The sequence below is a fragment of the Arthrobacter sp. Y3221087 genome (genome assembly GCF_059089905.1).
The window spans coordinates 1-15418 of sequence record NZ_JBNHFE010000001.1 but is presented as its reverse complement, the minus strand read 5'-3'; the positions used below and the strand labels follow the sequence as shown (position 1 = coordinate 15418).

The 15418-nt window shown below is 64.0% G+C and carries 14 protein-coding genes, 1 pseudogene and 1 riboswitch; of the genes and pseudogenes, 1 reads left to right on the top strand and 14 read right to left on the bottom strand.

The genetic code is table 11. The annotated features are described in order from the left end of the window. Positions 1-19 precede the first annotated feature (19 nt). The 10 genes and pseudogenes from AC5RUO_RS00075 to tkt all read right to left on the bottom strand — a co-directional run bounded on the left by AC5RUO_RS00075 (position 20) and on the right by tkt (position 9387). Positions 20-1021 (bottom strand): Gfo/Idh/MocA family protein, encoded by a 1002-nt coding sequence (locus AC5RUO_RS00075; RefSeq protein WP_494053421.1) that lies wholly within the window; start codon positions 1019-1021, stop codon positions 20-22. Between the two features lie 63 nt (positions 1022-1084). Next, complete coding sequence (locus AC5RUO_RS00070) at positions 1085-1762, bottom strand: YcnI family copper-binding membrane protein (protein WP_494102456.1); 678 nt, start codon at positions 1760-1762, stop codon at positions 1085-1087. 127 nt (positions 1763-1889) lie between these two features. Further along, positions 1890-2162: a hypothetical protein gene (locus AC5RUO_RS00065; protein ID WP_494053419.1), complete on the bottom strand. Its 273-nt coding sequence runs from the start codon at positions 2160-2162 to the stop codon at positions 1890-1892. A 459-nt stretch (positions 2163-2621) separates the two neighbouring features. Then, a pseudogene (locus tag AC5RUO_RS00060) lies at positions 2622-3421 on the bottom strand (thiazole synthase). An 18-nt stretch (positions 3422-3439) separates the two neighbouring features. Next, positions 3440-4063, bottom strand: a complete 624-nt coding sequence (locus tag AC5RUO_RS00055; protein WP_494102455.1) for an ECF transporter S component — start codon at positions 4061-4063, stop codon at positions 3440-3442. 60 nt (positions 4064-4123) lie between these two features. Beyond that, positions 4124-4262: riboswitch (TPP riboswitch) on the bottom strand. A 56-nt stretch (positions 4263-4318) separates the two neighbouring features. Beyond that, positions 4319-4681 (bottom strand): cupin domain-containing protein, encoded by a 363-nt coding sequence (locus tag AC5RUO_RS00050; protein ID WP_494053416.1) that lies wholly within the window; start codon positions 4679-4681, stop codon positions 4319-4321. A 144-nt stretch (positions 4682-4825) separates the two neighbouring features. Continuing rightward, positions 4826-5299: a ribose-5-phosphate isomerase gene (locus tag AC5RUO_RS00045; protein ID WP_494053415.1), complete on the bottom strand. Its 474-nt coding sequence runs from the start codon at positions 5297-5299 to the stop codon at positions 4826-4828. A gap of 44 nt (positions 5300-5343) precedes the next feature. Beyond that, positions 5344-6021, bottom strand: coding sequence for a ribulose-phosphate 3-epimerase (gene rpe, locus AC5RUO_RS00040; protein WP_494053414.1), 678 nt, complete (start codon positions 6019-6021; stop codon positions 5344-5346). A 72-nt stretch (positions 6022-6093) separates the two neighbouring features. Next, positions 6094-7209: a transaldolase gene (gene tal, locus AC5RUO_RS00035; protein WP_494053413.1), complete on the bottom strand. Its 1116-nt coding sequence runs from the start codon at positions 7207-7209 to the stop codon at positions 6094-6096. A 24-nt stretch (positions 7210-7233) separates the two neighbouring features. Beyond that, entirely contained in the window at positions 7234-9387 is a 2154-nt protein-coding gene (gene tkt / locus AC5RUO_RS00030; protein WP_494102454.1) for a transketolase, read from the bottom strand. 175 nt (positions 9388-9562) lie between these two features. On the opposite strand from tkt, the gene AC5RUO_RS00025 reads away from it, so the two are divergent. Next, positions 9563-10831, top strand: a complete 1269-nt coding sequence (locus AC5RUO_RS00025) for a helix-turn-helix transcriptional regulator (RefSeq protein WP_494053411.1) — start codon at positions 9563-9565, stop codon at positions 10829-10831. Positions 10832-10910: 79 nt separating this feature from the next. Here AC5RUO_RS00025 and AC5RUO_RS00020 read toward each other — a convergent pair whose 3' ends face one another. The 4 genes from AC5RUO_RS00020 to zwf all read right to left on the bottom strand — a co-directional run bounded on the left by AC5RUO_RS00020 (position 10911) and on the right by zwf (position 15288). Then, positions 10911-11531, bottom strand: coding sequence for an MBL fold metallo-hydrolase (locus AC5RUO_RS00020; RefSeq protein ID WP_494053410.1), 621 nt, complete (start codon positions 11529-11531; stop codon positions 10911-10913). Beyond that, the gene (locus tag AC5RUO_RS00015; protein WP_494102453.1) at positions 11531-12634 is read right to left on the bottom strand and encodes an S-(hydroxymethyl)mycothiol dehydrogenase; all 1104 of its coding nucleotides are present in this window, start codon (positions 12632-12634) and stop codon (positions 11531-11533) included. Before AC5RUO_RS00015 ends, AC5RUO_RS00020 begins: the two co-directional genes overlap by 1 nt. 123 nt (positions 12635-12757) lie before the next feature. After that, entirely contained in the window at positions 12758-13735 is a 978-nt protein-coding gene (locus AC5RUO_RS00010) for a glucose-6-phosphate dehydrogenase assembly protein OpcA (protein ID WP_494102452.1), read from the bottom strand. Further along, positions 13732-15288 (bottom strand): glucose-6-phosphate dehydrogenase, encoded by a 1557-nt coding sequence (zwf, locus tag AC5RUO_RS00005; protein ID WP_494102451.1) that lies wholly within the window; start codon positions 15286-15288, stop codon positions 13732-13734. The genes AC5RUO_RS00010 and zwf overlap by 4 nt, the downstream gene beginning before the upstream one ends. Between the last annotated feature and the right edge of the window lie 130 nt (positions 15289-15418).

Here is a 15418-nt window from a genome sequence, read left to right as displayed (position 1 = left end):
TGACAGTGCCACAGCTGTTTCAGTCGGAGCGGAACGCCTCTTCGTTGCGTGCCGCCCGATCGAGGGCTTCAAGCACCCGGGCATTGTTGGCCGCGTCCGTGAGATCGTAGCGGAGCGGAGTACCGTTCAGGACGCTGTCAGAGAAGTGTTCGCTCATCCGTACGAAGTGATTTTCTCCCTTGATCTTGTGATAAATCGTGTCCTTTCCGAAGTGGTGCTCCTCCAGAACCGAATCCTCCTCAAGAAGGCCAAACGGATTATCGAGGTAGAGGCGGCCCTCGGTTCCGGTCAGTTCCAGGAAGTTGCGTCGTTCGAGGTTTACTCCGGTATCGAACAGCGCTGTTACGCTGCCGGGGAAGCGCAGTATGCCCGCAATACTGGTGTCGATTCGACCCTCGTCGTTGGCGTCGCGGTAGTTGCCGAATGCGTTGACTCGGCTCGGTTCCTGGGCGGTAACCATACGGCTGACGTTGACGCAGTAGCATCCCGTGTCGAAAAGTGCGCCGCCGCCGAGCTGGCTGTACCAGCGAATGTTGTCACCGCTGCCGGCGTCGAACGAATGCCCGACGTGAATAAAGGTCAGTTTGCCTACGGCATTGCCCGCGAGCAGTTCCTGCAGCTTTTCGAAACGCGGGTGAAAGCGGTACATGAAGCCTTCCAGGACTTTAAGCCCGGTCTCCTCGGCCTTTTGTCTAACCTCATCGCATTCGGCGGCGCTGGTCACCAGTGGTTTTTCACAGAGTACGTGCTTGCCTGCGTCCAAGGACTTCAGTATCCACTCGAGGTGGAGTGCGTTCGGCAACGGAATATACACAGCGTCGATGTCCGGGGAAGCAAGAAGCGCGCCATAGGAGCTAAACGCCTGCGGGATCCCGTGCCTGTCCGCGTATTCCCTGGCCTTTCCCTCGGTGCGGGAGGCGATGCCAACGACTTCCCCGTTCTTCGCCTCCTGCAGCGCCGGGATTGTCTTACGGACGATACGGGCGGTGCCGAGCACGCCCCAACGCAATTTATCGCTCATCTAAATCTCCTCGACGAATGGTGCGCGTACGTGCGAGGGCAGTTACACCGGTGATCAGCCCGATCAGCCTGCTGCAAGGCCGAGCCATCCTACTGCCGATCCCGCATCAGTGGCAGCGGAGATGCTGGACGCAGCCGCGGCCGGAACGTGGGCGTTGGGAGTTGCAGTGCTGCCCTGTGAGTGGCCATCCGTCTTTGCCGTGGTGGTGAAGGCGGGGGCCGGGTATTCTGGCTCGGCTTGGCTCTCGCTGGTTTCCTGTTCCCATTTCACGGTGTTCCCGTCGGTGTAGGTCTGGGACGCAGGCAGGATCAGTTCAGTACCGGCTTTGGGCAGCACGCCGACCGAGATGGAAAAGGTTTGGTACTCATGCGGACCGATCTGGTGAGCTTCATCCGCGGTCCAGATGACGGAGGTCGGCGCCTTGGTGACGGTTGCGCCGTTGACGGTGACGGGCTGCGGCAGTTCGCTGTTCACCACCTCTGCCTTCCACCCGACCACGGGCTTCACGGAGACGGAGGTGAATGGCGTCTCCGTGGGCAGGGAGATTTCGAGTTTGCTGGTTCTGGCCGTTTCGGATTCGTTTGGCACCCGGAAGGTTAGTTGGGTGTAGCTGCCCTCGGCTGTGCCGTCAGGGTCGACGCGGACGTGGGCGGAAGCTGTGCCTGTGCTTAGGGCCACCAGCCCGGCAGCCAATGTTGTGGCGGCGACGGTGCTAAGGGTACGGCGAGGTGATGTCTTCATGGCAGAATGCCTTTCGCGGAACTAAGGGATGGTGAGGTCAAGAAACCCAGGCGGGGCATGGGGCGCACGCCTGTTGTCGGCGGCGGCCGGTCCCTGGTTTCCTGTGTTCCAGACGGAAGGCGGGTACTCAGGTGGCCGCGGGGACGGCTGGTGGCGGACCTCGCCGGGTAGGAAGTCGCAGCGAGGCGGCTGCCGGGGAAGTTACGACGTCGGTGCGCCACCGGGTGCGGACCGTCGGCGGCAAGGCGATGAAGTCAGGGAGTCGCACGAGCGGCTCAAGCAAGGTGGCTACAAGGCGCAACGCATCCTCGCCACGAGCCAGGAGCAGCGCTGTGACCAGAGTGGCAACGGCGTGGGCAGTGAACATCAGCCATCCGCTCGCTGCGTCAGCGGAAGACATGACGATCCCCACGGAAGTGTCTGTGCCAGGAGCCGGCAGGTGTCCGGCATGCGGGAAGCGGGCAACAGCAGAGCCGAGGTGGGGTGCTGTCCGGGGCCGAGAGCGTCAAGGGACCAATGCAGCCACCCTTGGCCGGCGCCCAGCGAACAAAGAAGCCCAGGTACCGAGAACCGGTGTGAGGAAAGCATCACTATCGGAACCAAGGTCACAACGAAGAGCGCGGCCATGACCTCGGGCCGGGGCGCGTGACCGCCACCAGCGAGGTGTCCGCCCGCACCGAGAATGAAAATCAGGGATCCCACCAGACCGGCGCGGAGCAGCCGGACGGACGTTTGTGTCGTCATCTCTGCTCCTTCCCGGCATCCATGATCCCGTCATGTGTGGTCGTGGGAAACGCTGTATCAGGATGGTTTTACCTACCGTTTTGGACGGCTTGCAGTCGGTGGTGCCTGCACCCCGTTACAGGAACTCGGCTCGTCCTTCCAAGGGTGATGACGCCAGTGCATGCTCGCGGCGGGGTATGCGGCCGCCGCGGTTCGCCAGCCTTCCAGAGAGGACTGCGTGTTTAAATGCGGTGGCCATGCGCACCGGATTCTGTGCCCGGGTGACAGCTGTAGCCAGCAGGACAGCGTCACACCCCAGTTCCATTGCAAAGGCCGCGTCCGAGGCGGTTCCGATGCCAGCGTCGAGCACGACGGGCACGGAAGCGCGGGACACAATCAGCTCGATGTTGTGCGGGCTCGGGATGCCCAGGCCCGTGCCGATGGGTGAGCCAAGGGGCATAACGGTGGAGGCTCCCAGATGCTCGAGCCGTAGGGCCAGGACCGGATCATCGTTGGTGTACGCGAATACCTTGAAGCCGCGGTTGACCAATTGCTCCGTGGCATCGACCAGTTCCACGGCATCGGGCAACAGGGTGTGCTCGTCAGCTATCACCTCGAGCTTGCCCAGTCGGTTTCCAATGCTTCGCGCGCCATTTCGGCGGTGAGCACCGCATCTTTTGCCGTGAAGCAGCCTGCGGTGTTGGGCAGCACCCGGATCTTGTGGTCGAGCAGGAGTTGGAATAAGGAACCGGCCTCCGACGGCGAATAGCGCCGCATGGCGACGGTGGTCAGCTCGGTCCCAGAAGCAACGAGGGCGCTTCCGAGTCCGTCCAGGCTGGGGGCTCCGCCAATGCCCATAATGAGCCGCGAAGTTATTTCGACTCCGTCAATGATCAACGGATCGCTGTCCACGCACATTTCGGTGGTGATGGTCATCAGCTAACCTTTCAGGCCTCAGGAGAGGACGGACTCCGTGGCTGCCTTGCGCGAGGCAAAGGAGCTCAGGACCCCGGTCTTCGCCAGGCCACGGGTCGCGATCCATGACAGGGCACCGGCGATGACCGCGCCGGAAATCGCGGTGAAGATGATGTAGGCAAGCTTGTCACCGCCGGAGTACGCAATGTTCCAGCCCCACGGCGCGAAGGAATCGTTCAGGCCGCAGAACAGGCCCGCGGCAGCACCGGCCAGCAGCGACACCGGCAGGTTGAACTTCTTGTAAACGATGATCGCGAAGATGATTTCAGCGCCCAGGCCCTGGACCAAGCCTGAGAACAGCACCGAGGCGCCGTACTGCGAGCCCATCAGGAGCTCACCGGTGGCTGCCACGGTCTCGCAGAACAATGCCGCGCCGGGCTTGCGGATGATCAGCATGCCCAGCACTGCCGGGATCATCCAGCCGCCGGCGATCAGGCCGGTCAGGGGCGGGTAAACCGCGTTCATGGGCCCGGAGACCGCGGCCGCGCCCTGGGACCAGGCCCAGAAAATCACGCCGCCGGCGATGGCGATCAGGGCCGCCACCACGATGTCCACGACGCGCCAGGACTTGCTGGTGGTCTTCTTGATTGCTGCAGTGCTCATGAAAAAATCCTCCTGGGAAACAGGAGGGGAAAGCACGGCACGCGGCTACTGCCGTTACCGGACTTCGAGAACTCGACTCCCTTGCGCCGGTACTAGCCGGATCAGGTTCGAGGGTCTGCGGCTGTCCGCACTCTCAGCGCCCACCTGCGGTCCCCGGCCATGGCCAGTGCCGGATGGCGGCGCTCCCCTGTCGTTGTATGAATGGCTACAAACTGTAAGGCCTGGCACGTGTCCAGGCCTTACAGTTTCCCTGGGTCAGGGCGTGAAAATGACGAAGAATTTTCTGATGCGCTCCTGGATTTCCCAGGTGCCCTTCCAACCGATGGGGAAGATAGCTGCGGTTCCGGCCTCTACGGTAGTCGGCTCTCCGCCATCCTCGGTAACCACCATGCGGCCTTCAAGGACGTAGATCGACTCGCCGCGCTCCAGAAACTCCCATCGTGAAAGGCCTGGGTCAGCTTCCCAGACTCCGGAGAGGATCCGGGAATCATCGCTGGTAAAGGGGATAGTGATCCGCGTCGGAATCTCGTCGCCCAGCACTTCGGCCAGGGGTGGACCGAGCGGTGCTTCGTCCAGCTTCCCCTGGAAGAGGGCGGTCGGCTCGAAAGTTATGCTCATGTGAATCTTCCTTTCTGGGTTGCTCCCCCGGGACGGGAGAGTCGGTGTTGGGATCCCCGACTGGTCTAAGCAGCGGGAGAACTTTCCGGGATGGCTGGCGGCAGGGTTGACGACAACCTTGGCCCGGGGTTTTGTTGGTGGGGGTTATTCGACGATCTCGCCCGTGGTTTCGAAGGTAGCGATTTTGCCGATGCGGCGCTCATGGCGTTCGGCATTAGTAAATGGTTCTGCCAGGAATGCTTTGACCAGTTCCGTGGCCTCTTCGACGCTGTGCTGCCTGCCTCCGACGGCGACCACGTTGGCATCGTTGTGTTGGCGGGCGAGCCTGGCTGTGTCGAGGTTCCACGCGAGGGCTGCCCGGACTCCCTTGACCTTGTTTGCGGCGATTTGCTCGCCGTTGCCGGAGCCGCCCAGCACGATTCCGAGCGCGTCCATGCCTGCCGCCCGGTCGGCCACGACGGCGGCGGCGGCGTTGATGCAGAATGCGGGGTAGTCGTCCTCGGCGTCGTAGGCGGCCGGTCCGTGGTCCACCATCTCGTAGCCGCTGGCTGCGAGCGAGGTGATCAGATGGGAGCTGAGCTCCATGCCGGCGTGGTCGGTTGCGATGTGAACGCGCATTATGGGTCCTTCAAGATTGGTAACGGTGATGGGGCGGCCTGCTGCTATGCGAAGGCAAGCTGGCCGTTCGCGCGCAGCGACTCGATTGCCTCAGCAGGGGAAGGTTTGCCGTACACGGCCGAGCCCGCGACAAAGACGTTGGCGCCGGCCTCGGCGGCACGGGTGATGGTTTCTTCCGTGATGCCGCCGTCCACCTGGATGGCTACGTTCACCCCTGAACCGTCGACGGCGGCGCGAGCCCGGCGGATCTTGGGCAGCATCACGTCCAAAAAGGCCTGGCCGCCAAAGCCCGGTTCAACGGTCATGATCAGCAGCATGTCCAGTTCGGAAAGCATGTCCAGGTACGGTTCCACCGGCGTGGCAGGGCGCAGGGCCATGCCGGCCTTCGAGCCCCGGGCGCGAAGCTCACGGGCAAGCTTGATCGGTGCAACCGATGCTTCAACATGGAAGGTGACCGAGGCAATCCCGGCGTCAGCGAACTGGGGGGCCCAGGTGTCAGCATTGGAAATCATCAGATGGGCATCCAGCGGCACAGGACTGACCTTCTGGATCCTTTCCACGACAGGCAGGCCGATGGTCAGGTTCGGGACGAAGTGGTTGTCCATAACGTCCACGTGGACAGCATCGGCATTGCTGATGCGGGCAAGCTCTGCTTCGAGGTTGACGAAGTCGGCCGACAGGATGCTGGGATTGATACAGCAATTTAGGGGTGGCTTGGACATGGTGTCCGCCTTTCTGATCTGCGGCCACTGCGCGGGACCCCTATGGGTCCCGCGCAGGGCGCACTCAATGGTTCAGGATGCCTTCCGGGCGCTGGAGAGCGCGCCCTCAACATCGGCCAGCAGTTCCTTCCAGCTGGCCACGAACTTGTCCAGACCTTCGGATTCCAGGAGAGTGACGACGTCGTTGTAGGAGACGCCGAGGCGCTCGATGGCGGTGAGCACACCTTGTGCTTCCTCGTATGTGCCGGTGATCGTGTCGCCGGTGATCACGCCGTGGTCGAAAGTGGCGTCCAGCGTTTTCTCGGGCATGGTGTTTACCACGTCGACGGCGGCGAGTTCGGTGACGTAGAGGGTGTCCGAGTAAGCGGGGTCCTTCACACCGGTGGAGGCCCATAGCGGCCGCTGCCGGCGGGCGCCGGCTTGAGCCAGGACTGCCCAGCGTTCAGTGGCAAACAGCTCCTCGTAGACCTGGTAAGCCAAGCGGGCGTTGGCGACGCCTGCCTTGCCCTTGAGCGCCCTGGCTTCGTCGGTGCCGATGGCGTCGAGGCGCTTGTCGATCTCGGTATCCACACGCGAAACGAAGAAGGACGCCACCGAATGGATCTTCGAGAGGTCGTGGCCGTTCTCCTTGGCCTGTTTCAGGCCGGCCTGGAAGGCGTTGATGACGGCACGGTAGCGCTCCAGCGAGAAGATCAGGGTCACATTGACGCTGATACCCTCGGCCAGAACGGAAGTGATGGCCTCAAGGCCCTCAAGGGTGGCCGGGATCTTGATCAGGACGTTGTCTTTGTCGACCTTCTTGAACAGTTCTTTGGCCTCGGCGATGGTGCCGGCGGTGTCCCAGGCGAGGCGTGGGTCCACCTCGATGGACACGCGGCCGTCAACGCCGTTCGTCGCGGCGGCGATAGGGGCGAAGAGGTCACAGGCGTCCGCGACATCGGTGGTGGTGATCTCGAAGATCGTCTCCTCCACGCTGCTGCCCCGCGCGGCAAGCCCGGCGATGGCGGCGTCGTAGTCGGTGCCCGAAGTTATCGCGGCCTGGAAGATGGACGGGTTGGTGGTCACGCCAACCACGTTCTTCTCTTCGATGAGCTTCTGCAGCCCGCCGCTGGAGAGCCGGCCTCGGGAAAGATCGTCCAGCCAGATCGATACTCCGGCGTCGGAGAGCTGTTGGGTGGGAGTAGTCATTGTCTTTTCTCCTGAAATCGGTTGTTAGGCCTGCAGGCCTGCGAGGGAGACCTTAGCGGCGGCTGTGACTGCTTCCGCCGTGATGCCGAACTCCTGGAAGAGACGCTTGTAGTCAGCGGAGGCGCCGTAGTGCTCGAGGCTGATGGAACGGCCGGCATCACCGACGAATTCCTTCCAGCCCAGGGCCAGTCCTGCTTCAACGGAGACACGCGCCCTGACCGCGGACGGGAGGACCGACTCACGGTAGGCAGCGTCCTGCTTGTTGAACCACTCAACGCACGGCATGGAGATGACACGGGTGGCGATGCCTTCGGCCTGGAGTGCTTCGCGGGCCTGGACTGCCAGCTGCACTTCGGAGCCGGTGGCGATCAGGAGCACCTGGGCCGGGACGGTGGCACCGCCATTGGATGCCTCGGCCAGGACATAGCCGCCCTTGCCCACACCTGCCGGGGAAGCGAACGTGTCACCCTCGGCGGTCCCCTCGCCGCGGGCGAAAGTCGGAACGTTCTGGCGGGTCAGGACGATGCCGGCCGGGTTGCTGTGGTTTTGCAGCATGGTCTTCCATGCGATGCCAACCTCGTTGGCGTCGGCCGGTCGAACAACATCCAGGCCCGGGATCGCACGCAGGGTGGAGAGCTGTTCCACCGGCTGGTGGGTGGGGCCGTCCTCGCCCAGTCCAATGGAGTCGTGTGACCACACATAGATGGACCCGACGCCCATCAGGGCGCCGAGGCGGATGGCCGGCTTCTGGTAGTCACTGAAGATCAGGAACGTCCCTGAGAACGCGCGGGTCTTGCCGTGCAGGCTGATGCCGTTCACGATCGAGGCGGCGGCGTGCTCGCGGATGCCGAAGTGCAGGACGCGGCCGTAGGGGTTGCCCTTCCAGGCTTCCGTGGAGCGGGAAGCCGGGATGAACGACGGCGATCCCTCGATGGTGGTGTTGTTGGACTCGGCGAGGTCGGCTGAACCGCCCCAGAGTTCCGGCATGACCGGTCCGATGGCGTTCAGGACCTTGCCGGACGCGGCGCGGGTGGAGACGTCCTTACCTGCCTCGAAGACAGGCAGGGCGGCGTCGAGTCCGGCGGGCAGCCGGCGGGCTTCGACGCGCTCCAGCAGGGCGGCGCCCTCGGGGTTGGCGGACTGCCAGGCGGAGAAGGACTCTTCCCATTCGGAGCGGGCGGCTGCGCCGCGGTCCACAACCTTGCGGGCGTGGGCAAGGACGTCCTCATCCACCTCGAAGGACTTGGCGGGGTCGAAGCCCAGCACTTCCTTCAGAGCTGCAACTTCATCGGCGCCCAGGGCTGACCCGTGGATCTTGCCCGTGTTCTGCTTCTTGGGGGCGGGGTAGCCGATGATGGTGCGCAACGAGATGATGGACGGCCTGGAGGTCTCAGCCTTGGCCGCCAGCAGCGCGGAGTAGAGCTCTTGGACGTCTTCGACGTATTCGCCCGTCTCGGTCCAGTCAACGCGCTGGGTGTGCCAGCCGTAGGCTTCGTAACGCTTCAGGACATCCTCAGTGAAGGCGATGTCGGTATCGTCCTCAATGGAGATGTGGTTCTCGTCGTAGATGACGACGAGGTTGCCCAGTTCCTGGTGGCCGGCCAGGGAGGAAGCCTCCGAGGTCACGCCTTCCTGGATGTCGCCGTCGGAGGCAATGACCCAAATGGTGTGGTCGAACGGGCTCTCGCCGGCGGGGGCATCGGCGTCGAACAGGCCGCGCTGGCGGCGCTGGGAGTAGGCAAAGCCCACCGAGGATGCAAGGCCCTGGCCCAGCGGGCCGGTGGTGATCTCCACACCGGCAGTGTGCTTGTACTCCGGGTGGCCGGGGGTCAGTGCCCCCCAGGTCCGCAGCGCCTGAAGGTCCTCCAGTTCCAGGCCGTAGCCTGACAGGAACAGCTGGCTGTAGAGGGTCAGCGAGGAGTGCCCCGGGGACAGGATGAACCGGTCACGGCCGATCCAGTCCGGATCGCGCGGATCGTGGCGCATCAGCTTCTGGAAAAGGAGATACGCAGCAGGAGCCAGGCTCATCGCGGTCCCCGGGTGTCCGTTGCCTACCTTCTCAACGGCGTCGGCTGCCAGGACGCGGAGTGTGTCCACCGCGCGCTGGTCCTGGGACGTCCAGTCCAGTACAGCAGTATCAGGACGCGGGGTGAGTACGGCATTTGCTGTCGGGTTCACTATTAATCCCCTTTGTTTGAATGATTTGGCCTTGCACGACCACATGAACTTTCGGTTAGATCCATCATCGCGAAACAAAGGGGTAGCAGTAATCCTGTTTTCTGGCAGTTTTTACTATACTTTAGGACTGGGTGGTGTGATCCACCTCTCCTCGACCAGCCACTAGGAAGATGACATGACCGTTACAGACCTGCCATGGCCACTGTTGCAGACCGTTGCTGCCCTGGCTGATGCCCCACTGGCCAAAATAGCGGAACGGCTCCGTAACGCCACCCTGCCTTACATCAAGAGCAGTGCGCTGGTCATCTTCACCGAGGACTGTACTGGCAGGCCCCAGAAGAAGGCGGGTGCGGAGGACATCATTTCCCGTGTCAGCATCCCGGAATTGGACGAGCTTCGCGCCACCCTGTCCGACGAAACGCCTTGGTTTGGGGAAGCCGACCTGGCCGGCAAACCCCGGCAGGTGCTAGCTCACAAGCATGCCGCCAGCCAGGCCCTCCTCGTCCTCACCGATCCCTCCCCCACCGGTTCGGGAGATGACGCCAACCTGGACCTTGTGACGTTCCTATGGCGCATCGCGGCGCGGCGAATCCAGGAAAAAGTGGCGGATGCACCGCCGTCGTACTTGTTGGAGTCCCGGGCAGCATCAGCTGAACGCATCCGTGTGACGGCCGAACTGACCGATCTGCATTCGACCACTCTCGAAACCCTCATGGCAGCCCTGCGCTCGGCGTCCCTGGACGATGCAGCTGCCCGCACAACCGTCATAGAACTCACTGCCAAGGCCCTCCTCGGGTTAAGGACCCTTAGTGACCGGACAACAGACATAGCAGAAGAGCCCGTCGCCAAAGCCTTCGAACGGCTGCGGGAAGACTTGCGGCCGCTCACGGGCTTTAGCGGCATTGACGTCCAATTCATCGAACCACCCTTGAATGGCAGGGCCCTCCCCGGCGAGATCGCCCATGCTGCCCGTGCCATCGTCCGCGGACTTGTCCTGGCCATGATGGAACAAACAGACATCACCAGAATCCGGACACAGTGGGACTGCGATGGCGGAAACCTGCTGATCAACGTGCGAGATGACGGAGGCGGTGCACTCACCGCCGAAACGCCGAGCATCGTGGGCCTGCAACGCCGGGTCCAAGCGCTCTCCGGACAGCTGCGGATGGACGTCATGTCCGGTTGGGGGGCCGACATCTTCGTATCACTCCCCCTGGACCCGCCCGCCCGCCCCACCGGAGATGTAGCGGGATGGAATCTTGCCGCAAGGGAACTCGAGGTACTCCAGCACCTCGCCGCCGGACACCGCAACCGTACTATCGCCTCAACAATGGGCATCAGCGAGAACACGGTCAAGTTCCACGTGCGAAACCTGTTCAGGAAGCTCGACGTCGGGTCACGAACCGAAGCTATCGCCTTGGCCCACAGCCACGGACTCCGGTAACGCTGCTTTTTGACACCAGCAGAGGCGCGCCGGGCATTCCCGGCGCGCCTCACTTACTCACTCCTGGTGAAATTGCTGCCTACTGCGGAACCTTGGCAAGAGTTTCCTGCTCGGCGCCGATGGTGGTGTCGTCGCCGTGGCCGGTGCGGACCACAGTCTCGGGCGGCAGCACCAGGAGCCGCTCCCGGATGGAAGCCAGGATGGTCGGGTAATCACTGTAGGACCGGCCGGTGGCGCCGGGGCCGCCGTTGAACAGCGTGTCCCCGGTGAAGACCGTTGCTTCGCTTTCGAGATAGAAGCACGTGGAGCCAGGGGAATGGCCGGGCGTGTGAATTGCCAACAGGGCCGTTTCTCCCACCTCGAACACGTCTCCGTCTCCGTGGTAACGGTCAGGTTCGTAGTCCGGGTAGACCTGCTCCCAGAGCACAAGGTCCTCCGGGTTCAGGTAGATCGGGGCACCCACGGCGACGGCAACTTCCCGGGCAGCGCCGATGTGGTCGTTGTGCGCGTGGGTCAGCAGGATGGCCTTGACCTTCCGGCCGCGGACCTGATTGATGATCGTAGCGGCGTCGTGCGGGGAGTCAATGATCACGCATTCCTCGTCGTTGCCCACGATCCAGACGTTGTTGTCCACGTCCCAGGTGCCACCGTCGAGCGAAAACGTCCCCGAGGTGACCACGTTCTCAATCCTGACGGCCATTAGATTGCACTCCTCTGCGTCAGGTCGACCACCGAACGCAGGACCTTGCCCTTATGCATCCGTTCGAAAGCCTCCTCCACTTGATCAATGCTGATGCGTTCGGTGACGAAGGCGTCCAGGTCCAGGTTGCCCTGCTTGTAATGCGAGACGAGCATCGGGAAGTCCCGGGAGGGCAGGCAATCGCCGTACCAGGAGGACTTCAGCGAACCGCCCCGGCCGAACACGTCCAGCAGCGGCAGCTCCAGCTGCATCTCCGGCGTCGGGACGCCCACCAGCACCACCCGGCCGGCGAGGTCGCGGGCATAGAACGCCTGCTTGTAGGTTTCGGGACGGCCGACGGCGTCAATCACCACGTCCGCCCCGTTGCCACCGGTGAGGGCACGGATCACCTCCACCGCGTCCTCCTGCCGGGAGTTCACGCCATGGGTCGCGCCCAGGGACTTGGCCATTTCGATCTTGTTATCGTCGATGTCCACCGCGATGATCGTCGTCGCACCCGCCAGCCTGGCGCCGGCGATCGCGGCGATACCCACCCCGCCGCAGCCAATCACGGCCACGGACTCGCCGCGCTTGACCTCGCCGGTGTTGATGGCGGCACCAATGCCGGCCATCACACCGCAGCCCAGAAGGCCCACCGCCGCGGCGTCGGCCTCCGGGTCCACCTTGGTGCACTGCCCGGCAGCCACAAGGGTCTTCTCCGCGAACGCACCGATGCCCAGCGCGGGGGAAAGTTCGGTGCCATCCTCCAGCGTCATCTTCTGGGTGGCGTTGTGCGTGTTGAAACAGTACTGCGGCTGGCCCTTGGCACACGCCCGGCACTGGCCGCAGACCGCGCGCCAGTTCAGGATCACCCGGTCACCCGGGGCTACGGACGTCACATCGGGGCCCACCGCGCTGACCACGCCGGTGGCCTCGTGGCCCAGCAGGTACGGGAATTCGTTGCCGATGCCGCCCTGCTTGTAGTGCAGGTCCGTGTGGCAGACACCGCAGGTCAAGATATCCACCAGCGCCTCCCCCGGCCCCGGGTCCGGCACCAGGATGGTCTCCAGCGAAACCGGGGCATCCTTCTCCCGGGCTACCACCGCTTTAACTTTATGGACCATTGCTTGGTTTCCTTTCATGGATCCGGCCGGACCCCGTGACTCGGCGGTGATATGGGTGGCCATAAGCCGGATGTGTTGTTGTGCCGCCACCGTTCTGTCCCGAGTGCCGTCGACCTGTACCAATCAAGCCGGGACCAGGCACGCCTGCCGCGGGTTCAGCACAGCACCGGAATCCTGCGAGGTTGCCATGAGGTTTGCCCGCCCCAGTTGGGCGACTGTTTCACCGAAGACGTGGTCCGGGTCCAGGCGGCGGAGTTCTTCCGCGAGGCAGTCGCGGAGGTTTGGGCGCGGGAGGGAGATGCGTTGGGCGGGTTGGCCCGGCTGGGTGAGTACAGCGACGGTTTGTCCGGGGCGGAGGAGTTGAATGTCGCCGTCGGGAAGTGTGAGGCGGACCCGGCGGAGGCCCGTTCCGGGGGTGCCCGGCACGATGGTCACGGGCACGTTCAGCGCGGTGTTCAGCCAGGCTGCCATCAGCAGCGTGCTTGGGGAATCCGGGGCCCCTTCAACTTCGGCGGCCAGTACCGCGGTTGAGCTGGCCTGGTCCAGGGCTGCGGCGAGTTGGATGCGCCAGTTGGTGAGGCGGGTCCAGGCGAGGTCGGTGTCGCCTGCTTTGTAGGTGGCGCGGATGTTTTCGAGCGCGGCCTGCGGGTCGGGTTCATTTGCGGAGTCGGTGATCCGGCGGTGCGCGATGCGGCCGATGGAGGTTTCGCAGGCGTTTTCCGGGGCACCGTGCGGCCACCAGGCCACGATCGGGGCGTCCGGAAGCAGCAACGCCGCGACCAGCGACTCGGACTCGTGCGCGAGCTGGCCGTAGCCGCGCAGCACGATCACTTCGGAGGCGCCGGCGTCCCCGCCGACCCGGATCTGCGCGTCCAGCCGGTCCGCGTGGTCCTTCCCGGCGTCGGCGAGCACGATGATCCGGCAGGGGTGTTCCCGGCTGGCCTCGTTCGCGGCCTCGATCGCTTCTTCCTCGAGCCCGGACTTCGTCACGACCACCAGGGTCAGGACCCGGCCCAGCGCGATCACCCCGCCCTGCTCGCGCAGGGCCATGATCTTCTTGGACACGTTCGAGGTGGTGGTATCGGGCAGGTCTACGATCATGGCCTTCTCCAGGTTCGTCCGTCACGGGCCAGCAACTCATCCGCCGAGGCGGGGCCCCAGCTGCCGGGGGCGTAGGGCTCGGGCTGCTCTTTCAAGGACGCCCAGTAGTCCTCGAACGGGTCAAGGATCTTCCAGGACAGCTCCACTTCCTCGTGCCGCGGGAACAGCGGCGGCTCACCGAGCAGCACGTCCAGGATCAGCCGCTCGTAGGCCTCGGGGGAGGATTCGGTGAAGGAGTGGCCGTAGCCGAAGTCCATGGTCACGTCCCGGACCTCCATCTGGGTGCCCGGGACCTTTGACCCGAACCGGATCGTGGCGCCCTCGTCGGGCTGGACCCGGATCACCACGGCGTTCTGGCCGAAGTCATCATCCGTGTGGTCCCGGAACAACAGGTTGGGGGCGCGTTTGAACACCACCGCGATCTCCGTCACCCGCCGCCCCAGGCGTTTCCCGGCACGCAGGTAGAACGGGACCCCGGCCCAGCGGCGGGTGTGGATGTCCACCCGGATCGCCGCGTAGGTTTCCGTGGTCGAGTTCGCGGGGATGCCTTCTTCTTCCAGGTAGCCCTGGACCTGTTCCCCGCCCTGCCAGCCGCCGGTGAATTGCCCGCGCGCGGAGTGGGTGGACAGGTCCTCGGGGAGCTTGACGGCGGCGAGGACTTTTTCCTTTTCGGCGCGCAGGTCATCGGCGTTGAAGGAGATGGGTTCCTCCATCGCGGTCAGGGCCAGCAGCTGGAGCAGGTGGTTCTGGATGACGTCGCGGGCTGCGCCCACGCCGTCGTAATACCCTGCCCGGCCGCCGGTGCCGATGTCTTCGGCCATGGTGATCTGGACGTGGTCCACGTAGTTCGCGTTCCACAACGGCTCGAACAGCTGGTTCGCGAAGCGCAGCGCCAGGATGTTCTGGACCGTTTCCTTGCCCAGGTAGTGGTCGATCCGGAACACCGCATCCGGCGGGAACACGGACTCCACGATGTCGTTGAGCTTCCGGGCGGACTCGAGGTCGTGCCCGAACGGCTTCTCGATCACCACGCGGCGCCACTTGTCGCCGTCGGCCTGCGCGAGCCCGTGCTTGGACAGCTGCCGGCAGACCTGCTCGAACGCCTTGGGCGGGATCGAGAGGTAGAACGCGTGGTTGCCGCGGGTGCCGCGGACGTCGTCGAGTTCCTTGACCGTGTCACCGAGCCGCTGGAACGCGCCGTCGTCGTCGAACTCGCCCTGCACGAACCGGATGCCCTCGGCGAGCTGGTTCCACACCGCCTCATCAAAGGGTGTACGTGCATAAGACTGCACCGAGGACTTCACCTGGGCGGCGAAATCCTCATCACTCCACGCCCGGCGCCCGAAGCCCACCAGCGCGAAACTCGGCGGCAACAACCCCCGGTTCGCCAGGTCGTACACCGCCGGCATCAACTTCTTCCGCGCCAAATCGCCCGTCACCCCAAAGAGCACCAACGACGACGGACCCGCAATCCGGTTCAAACGGCGGTCCCGCGGATCCCGCAACGAATTGCGCCTGGACCTAGAAGGTGAGTCAACGTACGTGAGAGACATTGTGGGTTCTAACTTCCAAAAGCAGGTGCGGTGGCCGTGTACTGCCCGCGGTGGTGTTTTGTGCGGGCAGTACACGGTTCGGGGTGGGGTTATGCGATGGCTTCGCGGAGTTCTTTTGCTGCCAGGGCGG